Origin of the sequence: Gordonia rhizosphera NBRC 16068, assembly GCF_000298195.1 — a bacterium.
Lineage (GTDB): Bacteria > Actinomycetota > Actinomycetes > Mycobacteriales > Mycobacteriaceae > Gordonia > Gordonia rhizosphera.
Genome location: NZ_BAHC01000206.1, coordinates 19,253 through 37,509, shown reverse-complemented (window position 1 = coordinate 37,509; position 18,257 = coordinate 19,253). Strand labels below are relative to the sequence as shown.

The window sequence follows — 18,257 nt, the reverse complement described above, 5'->3', positions numbered from 1 at the left end:
TGCTCAGAGCTCGGTGACGCTGCCACCGGCAGCGGCGATCTTCTCCTTGGCCGAAGCCGTGAACTTGTTGGCGGTGACGTCGACCTTGACGCCGAGGTCCCCGTCGCCGAGGACCTTCACCAGCTGGTTCTTGCGAACCGCGCCGGCGGCGACGAGCTCGTCGACGCCGATGGTGCCACCCTGCGGGAAGAGCCGGGCGATGTCGCCGACGTTGACGACCTGGTACTCGACCCGGTTGCGGTTGGTGAAGCCCTTCAGCTTCGGGAGCCGCATGTGGATCGGCATCTGGCCACCCTCGAAGGCGGCGGGCACGTTCTTGCGTGCCTTGGTGCCCTTGGTGCCGCGCCCGGCGGTCTTACCCTTGGAGCCCTCACCGCGACCCACGCGGGTCTTGTCGGTCTTCGCGCCCGGGGCGGGGCGAAGGTGATGGAGCTTGATGGTCATTACTTAACCTCTTCGACTGTCACGAGGTGCCGGACAACGTTGACGAGGCCGCGGTTGACCGCGTTGTCCTCACGGGTGACCGACTTGCGGATGCCGCGCAGACCGAGGGTCCGCAGGCTGTCACGCTGGTTCTGCTTGGTACCGATGGTGCCTTTGACCTGGGTGATCTTCAGCTGTGCCATGTCTTTCACACTCCCTGGCCGGCACGGGCGCGGAGCATGCCGGCCGGTGCCACGTCTTCGATCGGCAGACCACGACGTGCGGCGACCTCTTCGGGGCGCTGCAGCATCTTCAGCGCGGCAACGGTGGCGTGCACCACGTTGATCGCATTGTCGCTGCCGAGGCTCTTGGCGAGGACGTCGTGGACCCCCGCGCACTCCAGCACGGCACGCACCGCGCCACCGGCGATGACACCGGTACCGGGGCTGGCCGGACGGAGCATCACGACACCGGCGGCGGCCTCACCCTGAACCGGGTGAGTGATGGTGCTGCCGATCAGCGGGACGCGGAAGAAGTTCTTGCGAGCCTCTTCGACACCCTTCTGGATCGCGGCGGGAACTTCCTTGGCCTTGCCGTAGCCGACACCGACCATGCCCTGACCGTCGCCGACGATCACGAGGGCGGTGAAGGAGAACCGACGTCCACCCTTGACCACCTTGGAGACACGGTTGATGGCGACCACACGCTCGAGCTGGTTGCGATCCTCGCGATCGCGCCCACCGCGGTCGTCGCGGCCGCGGCCACGGCCACGGCGCTCGCCGCGCTGGTCGTTGCCGCCGGCGGCGGTGGTGTTGTCGTTTCCGGCGGGTCCGTTTCCGCCGTCACGCTGACGTCCGGGCATCAGAGGTTCCCTCCGGTCATGTTGGTGAAGCTGTAGAAGTTGGTCATCAGAACTGCAGGCCTCCCTCGCGGGCGGCATCGGCGAGCGCCGCGATCCGGCCGTGGTAGTCCTTGCCACCACGGTCGAAGACGACGGTTTCCACGCCGGCTGCCTTGGCACGGGCGGCGATCAGCTCGCCGACCTTGCGGGCCTGCGCGGACTTGTCGCCGCCGGCCGCACGCACGTCGGCCTCGATCGTCGACGCGGCGGCAATGGTCTTGCCGGCCAGGTCGTCGATGAGCTGGACGTGGATGTGGCGCGAGCTGCGCTTGACCAACAGACGCGGACGTTCCGAGGTCCCGCTGACCTTCTTGCGAAGGCGGAAGTGGCGGTTCGCGGTCGCGGTGCGACGACGGGTCGACACGTCCTTGCCGAGCGGCTTGCGGTTCTTGGTTGCTGTATCAGTCATGGCTTACTTACCCGTCTTTCCGACCTTGCGACGGATCTGCTCACCCTCGTAGCGAATGCCCTTGCCCTTGTAGGGGTCCGGACGACGCAGGCGGCGGATGTTCGCCGAGATCTGGCCGACTTGCTGCTTGTCGATACCCGAGACCGAGAACTTGGTGGGCGACTCCACGGCGAAGGTGATGCCTTCGGGAGCCTCGATCGGCACGGGGTGGCTGTAACCGAGGGCGAACTCGAGGTCGCGGCCCTTCGCCTGCACGCGGTAGCCGACACCGAAGATCTCCATCTTCGTGGTGTAGCCCTGCGTGACGCCGATGACCAGGTTGTTCACCAGCGACCGCGACAGGCCGTGCAGCGCGCGGCTGCGACGCTCGTCATTGGGCCGGGTGACCACGATGGCGCCGTCTTCGGCTGCGATGGTGATCGGCTGCGAGATGGTCAGTGAGAGCTCCCCCTTGGGGCCCTTGACCTTGACGTTCTGGCCGTCGATGGTGACGTCGACGCCCGACGGGATCTGGATGGGGTTCTTGCCAATACGCGACATGTTTCTTTAACCCTCCCTCACCAGACGTAGGCGAGGACTTCGCCGCCCACGCCCTGGTTGGCTGCCTGACGATCGGTGAGCAGGCCAGACGACGTGGAGATGATCGCCACGCCGAGGCCACCGAGCACCTTGGGCAGGTTTGTGGACTTCGCATACACCCGCAGACCCGGCTTGGACACGCGGCGCAGACCGGCGATGCTGCGCTCACGGGACGGGCCGTACTTGAGGGAGACGACGAGGTTCTTGCCGACCTCCGCATCTTCGGTGCGGTAGTCGGTGATGTACCCCTCGCGCTTCAGGATCTCGGCGATGTTCACCTTGAGCTTCGACGACGGGAGGGTCACCTCGTCGTGATACGCCGAATTGGCGTTGCGCAGACGTGTCAAGAAGTCTGCGATCGGGTCAGTCATGGTCATGGGTGACCGTCAACCTTTCTCGTGGCGGTTCCCATGCAGCGCCGGTCGGCGGGAAATGATCCCTGACCTGCGGTGGGCCTTCCACGAAGTGGATAGTTGTAGATAAGGTTCTCGCCACCGGTGCCCTTGGTTTTTCACCGGCACCGGCGACTATTCACTTGTGGTGTGCGCGCCCCGGAGATGCCCCACAGGACACAGGCAACCGCTCTAGTGTAGAGAATTCGCTGGCCAGACCCAAATCGCCCCAGCTCCCCCGCGTTCTTCCCCGCGGTCTGGTTTCGTCCACCGCGTGTGCATGCGGACGAAGAAGCGATACCCGAGGGACGAACGTCGAAGGCCCGACGAAACCCGAGATGTTCCTCGGAACGACCCCGGGCCGTCGAGCGCGGTGCCACAGTGTGGTCATGGATGCCACACGCCTGCCTGACCTCGTCGATGAACTCCTGACGAAGGCCCGTTCGGCCCACAGCGGACGCGCCGCTCACACGCTCTACGGCAGCAAGGATCATCACCTGCGTCAGACGGTGATCGCGCTGGCCGCCGGCCACAGCCTGTCCGACCACGAGAGCCCTGGCGAATCGAGCCTTCAGGTACTGCGGGGCGATGTCACCCTCACTGCCACGAACGGGCAATGGGCCGGGTCCGTGGGTGACCTCGTCGCGATCCCGAACGAACGGCATGGTCTCACCGCGCAGAGCGATTCGGCGGTTCTGCTCACCGTCGTCACGGGATGATCGTCGGCGCCACCGCGGGCGACGAGGCACGATATCCGAATGAGCGAGCGGGAGCTGACCTCGGCCGAGCGACGACGGGGCGAGAGCGATCGGGTGAAGGCGTTCAGCGACGGGGTCTTCGCCATCATCATCACGATCCTTGTGCTCGAGATCGGGGTACCTGCCGGGCTCGATGAGCTGTCACTGACGCAGGCCCTCGACGACGTGTGGCCGGAGCTGGCCGCCTGGACGATCAGCTTTCTGCTCACCGGCATGTACTGGACCTGGCATCGAGACCTGTTCAACCAGGTCCGCTACGTTGACCGCGGCGTCGTCTGGCTGAACCTGCTGCTACTGCTGCCGACCGCGCTGATCCCGTTCGCCGCCTCGGTGCTGGGTGAGTACCCAACGGACCCCATCGGCATCCACGTGTACGGCACCGTGCTCATCGCGACTGCACTGATGCGCTGGGTGCTCTACGCGTACGCGATGCGCCGGCCGGAATTGCTGTGGACGGCCATATCGCCGCGGCATCGGCGAATCGGCGCCGCGATCAGTCTCGCTCCGGTCCCGGTGTATGCGATCGCGATGCTGGTCGCCGAACCGGCGCCCTACCTGAGCCTTTCCCTCTACTTGCTGTTGCCGCTGCTCTATTTCGCACTGATCACGGCGCTGCGACGCCGACCCGGCACCCAGAGCGAGGCCGAGGACTATGCATAGGCGGAGCCGATGCGTGGCCGGCGCGCAGGTGTAGCAGCGCTATCGGAACACTCGGCCCTTGTTCTCCGACGCATGGACTCGTTCGACGATCCAGGTGACGAGAACCTCGGGCTTGCGCTTGCGGCCGGTCTCCTTGCGTGTGTCGAGTTCCTGGTCGGCGATGATGTCGCGGAGTTGTTCGAGGTCCAGGGAGGCGAGCCGCTCGGTGAGGCCCTCGCTTCCCGACTCCCGGAAGACGACGAACGGATCGAACGCACCAGGCTGTCGCGAGGTCTTCTTGGATGGCGCCGCGGTGCGCTTACGTGGCGCCGCGGTGCGCTGCGGTGCCACCCCGAGAAGCGTGGTGTCCGGCACCGCATCAACCGAGGCCAGCGAGTCGACCACGTCGGTCAGTGCCTTGGCGAACCGCGTCGATCGCTCGGCCTCGACGATGATGGCCTTGGCCAGACCGGCGATCAGCTGCGCGGCCTGGGGATTGCGGGCATCGAGCTGCATCAGGGCTCCGCCCACGGCCTGGTACTCGACGCGACGTCGAGCTTCGTCTGCGCTCATAGCTTTTCCTGTGCCTCGGTCATGACATCGGTGGTCAGTCCACGGAACTGATCGAACTGGCCCTGGTTGCCGTACTTCCTCTTCAGGGTGCCGTAGGGCACGAACTCGGCAGAGGCGGCGATGGCGTTTGCCTCGTTGATGTAGCTCGGTAACACGTTTTGGATGGTGGGGTCGCGACGAAGGCGTTTGGTCGTGGAGCCGTGCACGCTCGAGTTCGACTTGAACTTCGTGATGACGACGCCGAGTTCGACGATCTCGCGACCGATCTCGTCGCCGAACTTCCGCACCCGGTTCTGGATCTGGGGGATGCCGTAGGTCGACAGGTGATCAGGGACGGTGGGAATGATGTAGGCGTCGGCGGCGGCCAGCCCATTCAGGGTCACCGGACCGATGTTGGGCGGGCAGTCGATGAGGACGTAGTCGTAGAAGTCGACGACGGGTGCGATCGCCTTGCGCAGGAACATGACACCGCCGTCGGACCGCTCCCCCGCGACCCTCAGTGCACTCATCTCTTCCTGGAGTTCGACGAGGTCGAGCGATGAGGCGAGTAGGTCGACCGTGGCCACCCGCTTCACGGGTGACACCCCCCGCTGGATTGCGCTGTCGAGGTCGAAGTCGCTGGTGCCGTGCACCGCGTCGGCGAACAATGCCGCAAGGGTGTCCCCGTTGGTGTTGAGCTCGAACCAGCGTTCCTCGCTGATCATCATCGTGGTGAGATTGATCTGGGAATCGAGATCGATCAACAACACCCGCTGACCGAACTCCGCCGACATGAACTCCGCGAGCCCAGCGGTCACGGTGGTCTTGCCCACCCCACCTTTCAGGCTGATCGTCGCGATCACCTTTGCCATCGAATACTCCTGACTTTCTTGCTGTTACGCATCGACGATGGCTCCCGCATCGGACTTTCGGACGGTGAATCCGATGGCCGGGCTTGGGTATGCCGCGAACGGTAGGGCGTAGGAGAAGAGCGTGGCGACATCGACCGGATTCACCTTCCCCCGACCCGGGTCCTTGAACTGACGAGCCCCGTACGGGTCGCTCGCGAACAGTAGGATCATTCCTCCGCGTGTGGGTTTACGCAGCTGCTGCGCCAGCGGACCGCCGACGAGTTTGTCCGGGTTGCCGGCGATGTGCTCGATCGCATCCCGCTCCCGGACCGCGGTTCCCGTGAAACCGGTCCGATAGGCGACCGGCTGACGCTTGCGGTTCACCAGCGGTAGCGGCACCGGGTAGTCGCCGATGAGAACCGGTGGCCGCTTCTTCGGTACCGGGACCAGGATCGCGAAGTCGTCGAGAGCGCCGCGCTCCATCGCCCGCGCAAACGCCTCGCGGTGCGGGCCGAAGTCCCAGTTGGCATCCCACACGAACCGATCGACGACATCCAGAACCAGATGCGCAGCAACCGTTCCGAAACGCGCCTCGAACATGCGGGATCGTCCGTCCTTGTCGATGAAGGCGAACTCTCCGGTCTCCTCGAGTGCGTCGAGCAGAGGACGAACGAGTCGGAAATGAGTGACGTTGTTCGAGCCGTCGTCACGCGGCCCCTGCATGGTGAAACTGAAGCTCTGGCCGCCGACGCTGCGGTAGGTCATCTCGGCGTTGTACATCTTGTTGGCAGCGGTGGGCCGGAGCCATGGCAGCCGCTGGAACACCATCGGCGGAACGTCACGGGGTGTCACCATCGGTTCACCGGCCGCGTTCATACCGCTGAATCGATCGAGTTCCTCGCGGAAGTCCTCCTCGTCGTCGACGATCGCCTCGAACGCCCGATACATGTCGACGATCCTGCCCGCCGGCCCCGGGACCTCGCGCCCGATGAACAGTCGCACCAGATCCCGATACCCGGGCCGGAAACCGAACCATCTGCCCATCTGCATCAGCGTGTCCGCCTGCGCCGTCCGACGGGTGTAGTACGTCGTCGTCAGCCCCTCGACGGTGAACCCCCGGCTGAGCTTCGTCCCGCCCACCAGGATCTTCCACACCTGATGCTCCTGGAAGTTGAGCGGTTGCTGCAGATAGTCCTTGTCGGCCTCACCGTTGACGACGATGATCGGCCGCACTCCCTCGCCGATCTTGTCGCACGCGGCGCCGATGAATGTCTCGAGGTCGGCGAAGGATTCCGGGCTCGGTACCCCTGGTTGCGCACGGTGCTCGGAGACGACCCGAAAATCGTTGTTCCACAGCTCTTCGAGCCGCACGAGACCGGATGGCTGGCTGTAGGAGGCCGACTTCCACAGGGCTTCGAACTCGGTCGCGAGTGCCTTGTGCTCGGCCTGTTTGACCGATTCGTGGACCAGCATGGTGTGGTGGCGGAAGTCGCCCGGCACACCTCGGTCACGTCGGAACAGCTTGACGGCCCCGGCGAGGACAAAGGAGTCGAGTGCACGCAGTCGCTCCGCATCACGGTCTTCATCACTCTGCGCGACAAGATCCCGGACGAATGCACTCTCGTTCGAGTTCGCGGGTGTCTTCTCCACGCCGACACCGAGATCGACGTCTCGATCGTGAAAGTCGGCACCGCCCATATAGTCCGCCGGACGTTCCAGGCTGACGATGAAGTCGTTCGGGAAGATGTTCACCGAGTCGTCCGGGTCCACGAACACGTTGGCGAACGGTGTCGCCGTGTAGCCGATGTACTGACTGCGTGGCAGAAGTCCTAGCAGCAACGAGATCTGTTCGTTGATCGCGGTCCGTTCAACCCGCCCGTTGGCGAAGTTCTTCGGGTTCTGGGTGTTCACCGACGCCTGATCGGCCTCGTCGTCGATGATCAGCGCCGGAATCTGGTCGAGTGGCGTGGGAATCTTCTGGACATCGGACACCAGCTTCTTCAGCACCGCAGAGTTCTTCTTCACCACGGCGACGCGGACATTGCTGGAGTAGAGGTTGACCGGATCGATCAGCGGCAGATCATGATCGACGAACTCATAGTGCAGGGTGCCGATGCCCTTTGCGAGCGCCTTGTAGTCGTCGACCACACCGGTCAGACGCCGGATGGCCGGGGCGTCGTTGGAGTGATTGGGGTCGATGACGTGGCTCAGGAACGCTCCGTTGTGCCAGTCCTCGTCGTTGCAGTACTCGGTCTCGTCGATGTTCTGCATCCCGATGAGCTCCATGTCCAGACGCCGCTGCGTCTGACTGCGCAGGAGCTCGATCGTCCCGGTGAGGACGATGACGAGACGGTACCCGGCGTCGACGGCCTTGGCGATCACGCCGGTGAAGTTGGCCGTCTTCCCGCTCTGGACGTACCCGACGACGAGCCCTTTGGATTGGTACGACTCGGTTCGGGTCGGATCGGCAAGTCGCCGAACGACTTCGGTGGTGGCGACGTCGAGCTTGTCGACGGTGTCCTGCGTCCACCCCTTCCGGCCGAGGATCCCTCGGTAGGCATACCAATAGAAGTCGTGCGCCGCACGGCGTTCCGGCGTGTACCAGGGCTCCCACGGCTGTTGCGCAGCAACGACGGTGGGTCCAGTCGCGACGGGATACCTGTCGTTGAGCGCGGCGAAGGCGGGTTCGGGTATACCCAAGCGTGTGTAGATCACCGCGCGCCGGTCGAGCGAATGTGGTTGCGTCCCGTCCACCCACTCGGCCACGCCCTCCGCATCCCATCGCGTCAGCGCCGACCGGACGGCCCGGTGAACCGGCGGGACGCGCTCGTCGACCATCACATCGACGATCACCTCGATATCGACGAGTCCGCCGCCCGCATCGGCGACACGTCCGGTCACCGCACCGAGGAGGCGAGCGGGGGGATGGTCTCCGACGAACTCGCGTGCGACCGCATCGATGAGTGTCTGGGTCATGACACCACCTCCTCCGCGGACATCGCCGCGATCAGCACCCGCTGCCACGAATCCAATTGCTCGGCCTGCTTGGAACTGTGTCTGGTTGCGTCGAACATGTCCTGGGAGAGCAGGAAGAGCAAGGTGCGCAGCAGTGGAACATCGCTGCCACCTTTCCTGCTACCACCGAGACGCCGCCGAAATCGGGCATTGATCCACAGCGACCGGTTCTCGAGATCCACCTCGAAGAATCGGTCACCTGCCAGGACCCGCCAACCGATCTCAACCGGATCGGCCGAGTCCACGAAGGTGAAGCAATCCGCGAACTCGTCGAGTACCTCGTCGGGGAGTCCCGCGCCCGGCTCGACGACGGTGACGGGACGCCGTTGGACCCTGCGGGCCGCCCGTGCCGCCGCCTCGGCATCGTCGAGGTAACCGCTGCTCAGCACGTCACGCCAGGCGGCGGAGAGGGCTGCGTCGATCGTCACGCCGGATTTCTCCGGGTTGATCACGACATGGTCGCCGGTGGCTGAGTCGAGTTCCACGGCAACCCGCGCGAGGCCCCATTCGGGACGGGGCCGGACGACGCCGAGCCAACCACCCGCGTGCAGGAGTCGGTCGTTGCGGTAGACGAAGAATCCTTGCGAGTCGCGACCCGGCATTCCGCCGAGCTTGTATTCGGGCACCGCGGTGCGCGCGGGCCAGATGTGCGCGGCCATCGTCGTCGGGTCGGCGAGCCGCACGGAGAGCTCACGCGGGTAGTCCGGGTCGCCCGACCGCCGGTAGCCGAACGGATCGATCGCACGCACCGATCGGGACGCGCCGGCGCGCCGCTCGACATCGTCGAAGACGTCGACGGTGATGGAGATCCCCCGCGTGATCAACCGATGAAACACCAGTCCCAACCAGTCCCGAAGGTCTCCGATCGCCCCTTCCAGCCACGCGGCCTGATCATCGGGGTCGGCGGAGGTCGGGAAGGTCCGGATGCCCCGCCACTCGACGATGGTCCCGGTGTCGAATGGGAATCGCGGGTGGGCCACGTCCATCGCGGCTTGCGCGTCGTCGTCGTCGATCGCCTCGAGTCGCGGGACGTCGTCGCGGTCGGAAACCGTGAGCCGCCGACCGTGAGTGACGCAGCCGGGCGCCCGCGAGTAGACGGTGAGAGTGTCGGCCTGGCTGATCGACGCCGCTTTCATGCCGACGCCGAAGTGGCCCTGTTCGTCGGTGCCGTAGCCGCGCGTGGCCCCATACCGCATGGCCGCGTCGATCGTCTGACCGTCCATGCCCCGTCCGTCGTCGATCACCCGCAACCCGGTGACACGGCGGCCTGCCTGGAGAAATCGGATCAGGATGTGCCGGGCCTGCGCATCGACGCTGTTGTCGACGAGGTCGGCGACGGCGGTCGGCAACGTGTGGTGCAGACCGAGCGCACGGGCGACCCGGGACGCCTCGCGGTTCATCGGGACGCCACCACCCATTTCTCCTCCAAGAGGCGGGCCACCGCATCGTCGCGGGATTGATAGGCGCTGAGGATGCGGCGAGGTTTCGTCTCGGGTGGCAGCCCGGCTACCTGGGCGAGAACGGTCGCGAGACGGTCCTCGGCGACGTCGGTGGGGGCCGGATGGCCGACAAGGGCGAGTGCGCGTCGGAGCGGATCGTCGGTGTCGGACACTGCGGCCGCTCGCCGCACCCCGAAACCCTCGCGTTCGGAGCACGTCAGGATCACCACGTCTCCCGGCCGGCTGTCGAGTTCGGTGAGGAAGCGCCGGATGGTTCCCGATGTCGGGCTTGCGGCTGTCCACCGCAACGTCTGCGGGCCGAGCGGGCTGGGGAGCTCGTGGACCGTTCCGGGCCGGCATCCGAAAGCCGTCGCCACACCGGCCGGCACGGCCAGGCTCGCGCCCCGGAGATGATCGGCCGCCACCGAGATCCGGAAGCACCAGGTGTCGTCGATCCGATAGAGGCGTCGGGTCTGTCGGACATCTTTGAACCTGCGCTGCTCGCCGAGCGCGCCCGGGACGTCGTCACGCAGCCGCCAGCGTCCCGATTCGTCACGAGTGACCCGGTCGTCGTCGTTCAGAATCCGTTCCACGGATCCACGGGATCGATAGGTGTCCAGGTGGTCCATGACCTCGTCGGTGGTCAGCGACCGGGATGCGGCGTCCAGGATGCCGGCGATGTGGTCCTCCGGCCGTCTGGTCATGAGCAGGGCGTGACCGTCGACGATGGGGATCTCACAGAACTCGATCCAGGCCCCGGCCTCATCGGGCGCGAGGTTGAGCGATCGGGCGACCGTCGACAGTGCGACGGCGCCGTTGTCCGATTCGAACTGCTCGAGCATCACGATGGTTCGCCCCTTGGCGGCGTGCACATCGGGCGCGGCCGCCCAGCCCTCGCTGACCTCGAAGAAGTCGTCGAGTCGGTCGAGTACCAGCCACAGCGGAACGCCCAACGAGGGCACCGCCCGATCGAGAATCGGATGCAGCGTGAGGAGCCTGACCAGCGGTGTGACCGGTGCGATCTCGGTGCGGATGCTCGCCAGCAGACCACCCGCCGCGGTGTCGAACCCACATGCCGTCGCGAATCTCTCCTTCACTGCGGCGACCAGTGTGCCGGCGCGGCTCTTGGTCACATGCAGTCGGGCGCTCAACTCCCCCATCGTCACGGGGTCGGCCGCCATGAGGCGATCGCGCAGGACAATGCACTCGCGTTCATCGAGTTGTTCGACGAGATTCTCGATCTCGTCGATGGGATTGGCCTCGACGAGGATGTCGAGGTCACGCGCAGTCACCGCCGAAACGCGTGAGGCCGCGTCTTGCACCCCTTCCGGTGCATCGTCCTCGATCTCGACCTCGATCAGGGGTGCATCGAGCCGGTCGCGGAGCCTGCGCCACCGGGCGAGGAACCGGAGATCGTCGACGAGCTGGGTGACCGCGGGGTTGTCGCCCTCCTGGTCGGGCGCCGTGCCCTGCTCCGGATCGGCCAGGATCGACGCGGCCACGATTCCCGCAGCTATCTGCTGCACCGTCTCGAGGCTCGTGCCGCGCAGAGTGAAGAGCGTCTCCACATTGGCCGACATCAGGGTTTTCACGAAGTCGCGGGTGCCGAGTCGACGGACCACCGTCTCGGCACGTGGGGGAAGGTGGAGCGCGGCGAGTCCGATCCCCGTATCCAGCGTCGGGGCGATCTCACCGAACAGCACCGAGCGATGATTCCGGGCGACGAGTTGGCCCAACGACGCGACAAGTGAATCCATCGACACATCGGTGCGGGTGTCACGCGGCGAATCCGAGATCCACCAATCCGCTACCTCGGGAACCAACGCTTCGAGTCGGGCGGCCGCCGCCGATTCGTATGTGTCGAGCCACGGGAACAGCTCGACCCAGGTCTCTTCACGCAGGTCAGTGCCGTCACACTGCGAAAACGCGAACATCTACGGCAACGGCTCTTTCTGGTGCAGTCACTGCAACCCTGCTGATCACTCCGTCGAGGAGCTTATCCGACGACATGTGAACTCGCTTTCTGCCACCTGCCGATGTCGGGCGACCCGCCTCGACGCTGCGGGGATACGGCCTGACGACCTCGGGCCTGGGCCTGACACGTCAGCGCCCGAAGCGGTGGCGGCCCGGTGGCGAACGGCCGCCAAATCCTTAGCGAGACAAAGCAACAGTCGCTTATCACCACTGAATGAATCAGCAAAGTTGGGCGGACAGCGTCGCCGGAAAGCGGTAAATTTCGACATACTGCACCGACGATTGACCGCCTTGTCTGGTGGTCGTCGTTGCATGGGCGATCACCAGGCGACTCACCGGCACCGTGGCCTTCGAGCCTCCATGGCAGTAGGAGACACAAGATGAAGAGGACAGGATGTCTGGCGCTTGTCGCCGGCGTCGTCGCAGCCACCGCACTCATGGGTCAGGGTGCCGCGCATGCCGCCCCGGACACCCACGAAGTCCTCACCTCGCGGGTGAAACCGGCCCTCGTGCAACTGGGCATCGTGATGACCGGATACGTGAAGTACCCGCCGACCACATCCGGGACGCCGGCACGATGGTCGGACAAGGTGGAGGTCGATTCGACCTGTACCGGATTCGTGGTCGACCCCTCGGGCTACATCGCGACCGCGGCGCACTGCGTGGACTCCACATCCGAGGAGGTCAAATCACTCTTCCGGCAACAGTTCTTGACCGGGGCCCTCGAAGATCCGGCCGCGGACCTCGCCGCCAACCTGCAGGTAGCCAACGCGAATCAGTGGCCCGTCGAGGGCAAGGAGACCGGCGCGGCCCCGGATGTCCACGTCGAGGTCATCCAGGCTCCCCAGGACGGTCGGGTCATCGACAGTTGGACCACGGTTCAGGTGGTGGCCAATCAGAAGTTCTCCGGCGGCGACAACGCCCTGCTCAAGCTCAACGGCATGCCGACCTTGAAGGCACTGCCGGTGTCCTCCACCGCACTCGAGGAGGGCCAGGACGTCACGTCGGTCGGGTTCCCCGCGAACGTGGGCGCCACCACCGACCAGTCGCGAATCCAGCAACCGTCGTTCAAGTCGGGCACCGTCTCGTCGAATCAGGTCACACCGGACGGGGTGGCCGGCACCGAGGTGAACGCCGACCTCTCACCGGGAATGAGCGGCGGGCCCACCGTCGACGAGCAGGGCAACGTCGTGGGTGTGAACTCGTACACACTGACCGGGAACGACCAGGCCCCGCAGAACTTCAACTTCATCACCAGCGGGGAGGCGCTCGCGACCTTCCTCACTCAGTCCGGTGTGGACCTGCAACCCGTCTGGGCCGCACCGGAGGGCAACTCGCCCCCCGTTTGGGTGTGGATCGCCATCGCGGCCGGTGCCGTCCTGATCGTCCTCGTCGTCGGCGGAATCCTGTTGTCCAGGCGTGGGAAGAAGGGCCCACAACCGGCACCGCAAGGCTACGCACCAGGCCCGTATCCCGGACCCGCTCCCGGCTCTTATCCGGGTCCCGCGCCCGGCCAGTATCCGGGTGCTGCACCCGGCCAATATGCGGGAGGCCCTGCCCAGGGTTCGGGCCCGGCAACCGCTCAATACCCCACGCCGACTCAATATCCGGGACCGGCCCCGGCCCCGTACCCGCAACAGCCGACCACCGGACCGGCCACGACGATGCCGCCCAACCCCCAGCAGTTCCCGCCTGGGCAGCCCTCCCCACCCCCACCCCCGCCGACGACGTAGCGAGAATCGGCGCCCCCGGACGTTTCTCGCCACGTCTGGGGCTCGTCGGCGTGTGCCAGGCCCGACCTCCTGTCGGACCCGAGTGGTGAACTGGACGACATCACTCGAACAAAGGAGCGAACATGTCGGACCACACCGCTGCCCACCGAGGTCTCCGCCGCTGGCATCCGGATCCCGTCGTACGGTCGACGATCAGCACCATCCGCTCAAAGGGCTGGGCGGTCACCGCGGTCAGCGGCGTATGCGTCTGTGGATCATCGCAGTGCACATCGCCGGGCTGCTCGTTCGCCTACACCACGGGGATGGGGCTGCACGTCATTCCTGAATTGGCGGTCTACGGGCTCGACGCCCGGACGAGTTGCGCCGTTCTGAACGAGCTGGGGTCGCTGTTCCACCGACAGGACTGGCGCCGCGTCGTCGACGGACGCGTGGTCGTGTCGCTGCAGTCGCTCGACGTCGGCGTCCGGGTCATCGAGATGATCGACAAGTCCGATCTGCTCATCACCAACGAACTCTTCCCCGATGCGCCGGCCCTCCAGGTCGTGTGGCCCGACGATTCCGGCCGCTTTCCCTGGGACACGGACTACTCGCTGCCTCCGGCTGCACAAGAGATCAAGGGGACCTCGGATACCGGGGCTCGCACCACTGAGCCGCGAGTCATCAGATCCCCGGCACCCAACCGCGCCCAACGACGGGCCGCCCGGCGGCGGTGCTGACCACCGCGGGGGCCGTTGTTAGGCAACGTAAATGCAAACGTAGCGAGAATCGACGCCCAGAGACGATTCCCGCTCCGTCTGCGGGGAGCGAACGCACGAACGGGAGTGCACGCACGACGGCCCCACCTCTCACTCGAAGAGGTGGGGCCGTTGTCTGTGACTTGTACCCTGGTGGTCTCGATACACCGTTCGCTAGCGCTTCGGGTTACTCGACCAGCGACAGGGCGTCAGCTCACCAGCTGGACTTCTGCACGCCCGGCAGCTCGCCGGCGTGCGCCATCTCGCGCAGGCACACACGGCACAGGCCGAACTTCCGGAACACCGAATGCGGACGACCGCACTTGTTGCACCGGGTGTAGCCCCGCACGGCGAACTTGGGCTTCTTGTTGGCCTTGTTGACCAGAGCCTTCTTTGCCATGTCAGTTCTCCTTCACGGAGTTGTCTTTGAACGGGAAGCCGAGCTGACGCAGCAGCGCGCGGCCCTCGTCGTCGGTGGTGGCCGAGGTGACGACGGTGATGTCCATACCCCGCGGCCGGTCGATCTTGTCGATGTTGATCTCGTGGAACATCGACTGCTCGTTCAGACCGAAGGTGTAGTTGCCGTTGCCGTCGAACTGGCGATCCGAGAGTCCACGGAAGTCGCGGATACGCGGGAGTGCGATGGACACGAGACGGTCCAGGAACTCCCACATCCGGTCGCCACGCAGGGTGACGCGGGCACCGATCGGCATGCCCTCACGCAGCTTGAACTGCGCGATGGACTTGCGGGCGCGACGGATTTCCGGCTTCTGGCCGGTGATCAGCGCGAGGTCGGCGACCGCACCGTTGATCAGCTTGGCGTCGCGGGCGGCGTCACCGACACCCATGTTGACGACGACCTTGACCACGCCGGGGATCTGCATGACGTTGTCGTAGTTGAATTCGCTGTTCAGCGCGTCCTTGATCTCGGCGCGGTAGCGGGTCTTCAGCCGGGGCTGAACCTTTTCACTGGTGGTCATTTCAGATGTCCTTCCCGTTCTTGCGGGAAATCCGGACCTTCTTGCCGGTCTCCTCATCCACGCGGTAGCCGACGCGGGTGGGGGTACCGTCGGAGTCCACGACCATCACGTTCGACACGTGGATGGGGGCCTCCTGGGTCACGATGCCGCCGGAGGATGCGCCACGCTCGTTCGCCGAGGCAGCGGTGTGCTTCTTGATGCGGTTGACGCCCTCGACGAGGACCCGCTGCTCCTTCGGGAAGGCCTGGATGACCTTGCCCTTGGCGCCCTTGTCCTTGCCCGAGATGACGATCACGGTGTCACCCTTGTGCACCTTCATGTCAGATCACCTCCGGTGCCAGCGACACGATCTTCATGAACTTCTTCTCACGCAGCTCACGGCCGACCGGGCCGAAGATGCGGGTACCGCGGGGATCGCTCTCACCCTTGAGGATGACGGCGGCGTTCTCGTCGAATCGGATGTAGCTGCCGTCCGGACGGCGGCGCTCCTTGGAGGTGCGCACGACGACGGCCTTGACGACCTCACCCTTCTTGACATTGCCACCGGGGATGGCGTCCTTGACAGTGGCGACGATGACATCGCCAATGCCGGCGTAGCGCCGCGAGGAACCGCCGAGCACGCGGATGCAGAGGATTTCCTTTGCTCCGGTGTTGTCGGCAACCCGCAGGCGAGACTCCTGCTGAATCACTCGTCAATCTCCTTGACCTGGATGTTGATGTCCGCCGGATTTCCGACCCGACGCACACGGTCTGTCACCATCGGGCACGCGCCTGCCTGGGGTTTTCCGCGCGAGCGGGCCATCCCAGTGGGTTCGCGAGCCGATTCGCGGCACTCTCGCGCCGCAGGCAACCCCACAAGTGTAGGCGAAACCGCAGGTCGCAACCAAATCCGTGGCCTTGTCGGCCGGATGACCGACCCGGGCGGACCGGGGGATCCCCTAGACTGGGCAGCCACGTAGGGCGCCGGAGCAGACGGGGGCATCAGTATGAGTGTCGCAGCGGGGAGACACAATCGGGTCGTGATCGCGGTGGTCATGGCGCTCGTGGCGACCGTCGTGGCGTTCACCGCCGGGGTCGGCGGGTCCGCGTCGGCGGCCCCGGCCTCTGCGATCACCACCGTCTACGACGACGACCCCCAGCAGGACACCCTCATCGTGTACTCGGCGTCGATGAACCGGACCATTCCGGTCACCGTGCTCACCCCGAAGAACGCCACGAAACCGAGTCCCGTGCTCTACCTGCTCAACGGCGCTGGCGGCGGCGAGGACTCCGCGACCTGGGACGCCCGGTCGGACTACAAGAAATACTTCTCAGACAAGAACGTGTACGTGGTGACGCCGATCGGAGGCGCGTTCTCCTACTACACCGACTGGGTCCGCGACGATCCGGCGCTCGGCCGCAACAAGTGGCAGACCTTCCTCACCAAGGAACTGCCGCCGCTCATCGATGCGCATTACCGCACCACGAAGGTCAACGCGATCGCCGGCATCTCGATGGCCGGCACGTCGGTGCTCAACCTCGCCATCGCCGCCCCCAAGCTCTATCGATCGGTCGCGGCGTTCAGCGGTTGCGCGCGCACCAGCAACCCGTCCGGCCAGCAATACATCCGCTTCGTCGTCGAGGACCGCGGCGGCGCCGACATGGAGAACATGTGGGGCCCGCTCAACGGTCCCGGCTGGCGTGCGAACGACCCGTACCTCAACGCCGCGAAGCTGCGCGGCACCAAGATCTACATGACCTCCGGCACCGGCCTGCCGGGCGCGCACGAGACTCTCACGGACCCCAGTACCGGCGGAAACGTCTGGACTCTGTCCAATCAGGTGGTGCTCGGCGGGATGATCGAGGTCGCCATCGACCAGTGCACACGGCAGATGACCACCCGCCTGGCACATCTCGGTATCCCGGCCACGGTGACGATCCGTCCGGCCGGCACCCATTCGTGGGGCTACTGGCAGGACGACCTGCACAACACGTGGCCGTCGATCGCTCGCGATCTGCGCTCGTGACGCGTGGGTGATGTCAGACCGACGTCACCAGGAGTCAAGGCTCGTGTAGCCGTCCTGCAGCGCGCGCGCCAGCAGGTGGGTCTTCGTCGGCGCATCGCGGCCGACCCCCGAATACTTCGCACGGATGCGGGCCAGATGGGTACTCACCGTCGACGCCGAGATGAACAGCTTCGACGCCGCCTCTTCTTTCGACTCCGCCGCCAGCCAGGCAAGCAGCACCTCGATCTCGCGCAAGGAGAGGTCGGGACGCCGATACCGCGCCGCCTGCGCGTCAGATTCGCGATAATCCGACATATGGGTCACCCGCGGCCCCGGCGATGTGACGGACTCTGCGACGGCTTCTCGGCATCCCTGCGTGCCCATCGGCTGCGCCAAGTGAATCGGCATTCGTGGACTCGCGGTCACCTGTCATCCCTCGCTCTGCAACAAGACTTCACAACCTGCGACGCTCCGATACCGCGACGCGAATAGAGTACAGCTTCGCACATCGACGGTTGTCCATCGTGGACAAGACCTCGACGAATCCGGCAATTACGGCAAAATTGACCACTGTGGGCGACAAGCGAGCTGGCCGACCTGGCATTTCGGCCAAATTCTTCGACATTGATACCAGATGTGACAATCGCCTCATCGCTCGGGCTGCGCGATGTATCGCGCCCCTCAGGGCCGCCTCCACGGACGTGGGGCGCCGATCCGTACCGTGCCGCGCAGACCTCCGGAGAGATCTGCGATTCGAACACCCGGGCCGATGTCGGCGACGGATCGGATCGCCCGAACACCCGTCGTCGACAGCACTCCCCCACAGGTTCCACACGGCGGTCACACCTGGCACCATGAACCCTGGGAAACGAGAACACGTTCTACCCGGACCC

At 65.5% G+C, this 18,257-nt stretch carries 21 protein-coding genes; 5 read left to right on the top strand and 16 right to left on the bottom strand.

Features of this window, described 5'->3' with window-relative positions; translation table 11 throughout:
- Window positions 1-3: 3 nt before the first annotated feature.
- Genes rplO through rpsH form a run of 6 tightly spaced genes read right to left on the bottom strand, consistent with a single transcriptional unit; the run spans window position 4 to window position 2,689 of the window.
- On the bottom strand, window positions 4-444 hold the full coding sequence (rplO, locus tag GORHZ_RS24995; protein ID WP_006338070.1) for a 50S ribosomal protein L15: 441 nt from the start codon (window positions 442-444) through the stop codon (window positions 4-6).
- Entirely contained in the window at window positions 444-626 is a 183-nt protein-coding gene (gene rpmD, locus GORHZ_RS24990; RefSeq protein ID WP_006338069.1) for a 50S ribosomal protein L30, read from the bottom strand. The genes rplO and rpmD overlap by 1 nt, the downstream gene beginning before the upstream one ends.
- A 5-nt stretch (window positions 627-631) precedes the next feature.
- Window positions 632-1,285 carry a 30S ribosomal protein S5 gene (rpsE, locus tag GORHZ_RS24985; protein ID WP_006338068.1) on the bottom strand — a complete coding sequence of 218 codons (654 nt, stop codon included), beginning with the start codon at window positions 1,283-1,285 and terminating at the stop codon, window positions 632-634.
- A 46-nt stretch (window positions 1,286-1,331) separates the two neighbouring features.
- Complete coding sequence (gene rplR, locus GORHZ_RS24980; RefSeq protein WP_006338067.1) at window positions 1,332-1,733, bottom strand: 50S ribosomal protein L18; 402 nt, start codon at window positions 1,731-1,733, stop codon at window positions 1,332-1,334.
- Window positions 1,734-1,736: 3 nt separating this feature from the next.
- The gene (gene rplF / locus GORHZ_RS24975) at window positions 1,737-2,273 is read right to left on the bottom strand and encodes a 50S ribosomal protein L6 (RefSeq protein WP_006338066.1); all 537 of its coding nucleotides are present in this window, start codon (window positions 2,271-2,273) and stop codon (window positions 1,737-1,739) included.
- A gap of 17 nt (window positions 2,274-2,290) precedes the next feature.
- A complete protein-coding gene (gene rpsH / locus GORHZ_RS24970) occupies window positions 2,291-2,689 on the bottom strand; it encodes a 30S ribosomal protein S8 (RefSeq protein WP_006338065.1) in 399 nt (132 codons plus the stop codon).
- Window positions 2,690-3,093: 404 nt separating this feature from the next.
- On the opposite strand from rpsH, the gene GORHZ_RS24965 reads away from it, so the two are divergent.
- Window positions 3,094-3,423 (top strand): cupin domain-containing protein, encoded by a 330-nt coding sequence (locus GORHZ_RS24965; RefSeq protein ID WP_040533398.1) that lies wholly within the window; start codon window positions 3,094-3,096, stop codon window positions 3,421-3,423.
- A gap of 39 nt (window positions 3,424-3,462) precedes the next feature.
- Window positions 3,463-4,122, top strand: coding sequence for a TMEM175 family protein (locus tag GORHZ_RS24960; protein WP_006338063.1), 660 nt, complete (start codon window positions 3,463-3,465; stop codon window positions 4,120-4,122).
- A gap of 39 nt (window positions 4,123-4,161) precedes the next feature.
- Here GORHZ_RS24960 and GORHZ_RS24955 read toward each other — a convergent pair whose 3' ends face one another.
- The 5 genes from GORHZ_RS24955 to GORHZ_RS24935 are packed head-to-tail and all read right to left on the bottom strand — an operon-like array spanning window position 4,162 to window position 11,892.
- Window positions 4,162-4,674, bottom strand: a complete 513-nt coding sequence (locus tag GORHZ_RS24955) for a hypothetical protein (RefSeq protein WP_006338062.1) — start codon at window positions 4,672-4,674, stop codon at window positions 4,162-4,164.
- Window positions 4,671-5,525, bottom strand: a complete 855-nt coding sequence (locus GORHZ_RS24950; protein ID WP_006338061.1) for a ParA family protein — start codon at window positions 5,523-5,525, stop codon at window positions 4,671-4,673. The genes GORHZ_RS24955 and GORHZ_RS24950 overlap by 4 nt, the downstream gene beginning before the upstream one ends.
- A 24-nt stretch (window positions 5,526-5,549) precedes the next feature.
- Complete coding sequence (locus tag GORHZ_RS24945; protein ID WP_006338060.1) at window positions 5,550-8,480, bottom strand: Z1 domain-containing protein; 2,931 nt, start codon at window positions 8,478-8,480, stop codon at window positions 5,550-5,552.
- The gene (locus tag GORHZ_RS24940) at window positions 8,477-9,937 is read right to left on the bottom strand and encodes an ATP-binding protein (protein WP_245551508.1); all 1,461 of its coding nucleotides are present in this window, start codon (window positions 9,935-9,937) and stop codon (window positions 8,477-8,479) included. Before GORHZ_RS24940 ends, GORHZ_RS24945 begins: the two co-directional genes overlap by 4 nt.
- Complete coding sequence (locus tag GORHZ_RS24935; protein ID WP_006338058.1) at window positions 9,916-11,892, bottom strand: hypothetical protein; 1,977 nt, start codon at window positions 11,890-11,892, stop codon at window positions 9,916-9,918. The genes GORHZ_RS24940 and GORHZ_RS24935 overlap by 22 nt, the downstream gene beginning before the upstream one ends.
- A 420-nt stretch (window positions 11,893-12,312) precedes the next feature.
- On the opposite strand from GORHZ_RS24935, the gene GORHZ_RS24930 reads away from it, so the two are divergent.
- Together GORHZ_RS24930 and GORHZ_RS24925 are read left to right on the top strand one after the other, a co-directional pair.
- Window positions 12,313-13,665, top strand: coding sequence for a S1 family peptidase (locus GORHZ_RS24930; protein ID WP_006338057.1), 1,353 nt, complete (start codon window positions 12,313-12,315; stop codon window positions 13,663-13,665).
- Between the two features lie 122 nt (window positions 13,666-13,787).
- Window positions 13,788-14,381 (top strand): DUF4262 domain-containing protein, encoded by a 594-nt coding sequence (locus GORHZ_RS24925; RefSeq protein ID WP_006338056.1) that lies wholly within the window; start codon window positions 13,788-13,790, stop codon window positions 14,379-14,381.
- 232 nt (window positions 14,382-14,613) lie between these two features.
- On the opposite strand, the gene GORHZ_RS24920 is transcribed toward GORHZ_RS24925, so the two are convergent.
- Genes GORHZ_RS24920 through rplN form a run of 4 tightly spaced genes read right to left on the bottom strand, consistent with a single transcriptional unit; the run spans window position 14,614 to window position 16,068 of the window.
- Window positions 14,614-14,799 carry a type Z 30S ribosomal protein S14 gene (locus GORHZ_RS24920; RefSeq protein ID WP_006338055.1) on the bottom strand — a complete coding sequence of 62 codons (186 nt, stop codon included), beginning with the start codon at window positions 14,797-14,799 and terminating at the stop codon, window positions 14,614-14,616.
- Between the two features lies 1 nt (window position 14,800).
- Window positions 14,801-15,379, bottom strand: a complete 579-nt coding sequence (gene rplE / locus GORHZ_RS24915) for a 50S ribosomal protein L5 (RefSeq protein WP_006338053.1) — start codon at window positions 15,377-15,379, stop codon at window positions 14,801-14,803.
- 1 nt (window position 15,380) lies between these two features.
- Window positions 15,381-15,698, bottom strand: coding sequence for a 50S ribosomal protein L24 (rplX, locus tag GORHZ_RS24910; protein ID WP_006338052.1), 318 nt, complete (start codon window positions 15,696-15,698; stop codon window positions 15,381-15,383).
- 1 nt (window position 15,699) lies between these two features.
- Window positions 15,700-16,068 (bottom strand): 50S ribosomal protein L14, encoded by a 369-nt coding sequence (gene rplN, locus GORHZ_RS24905; RefSeq protein ID WP_006338051.1) that lies wholly within the window; start codon window positions 16,066-16,068, stop codon window positions 15,700-15,702.
- A gap of 345 nt (window positions 16,069-16,413) precedes the next feature.
- On the opposite strand from rplN, the gene GORHZ_RS24900 reads away from it, so the two are divergent.
- Entirely contained in the window at window positions 16,414-17,385 is a 972-nt protein-coding gene (locus GORHZ_RS24900; RefSeq protein ID WP_006338050.1) for an alpha/beta hydrolase, read from the top strand.
- Between the two features lie 24 nt (window positions 17,386-17,409).
- Here GORHZ_RS24900 and GORHZ_RS31830 read toward each other — a convergent pair whose 3' ends face one another.
- The gene (locus tag GORHZ_RS31830) at window positions 17,410-17,748 is read right to left on the bottom strand and encodes a response regulator transcription factor (protein ID WP_373279632.1); all 339 of its coding nucleotides are present in this window, start codon (window positions 17,746-17,748) and stop codon (window positions 17,410-17,412) included.
- Window positions 17,749-18,257: the final 509 nt, after the last annotated feature.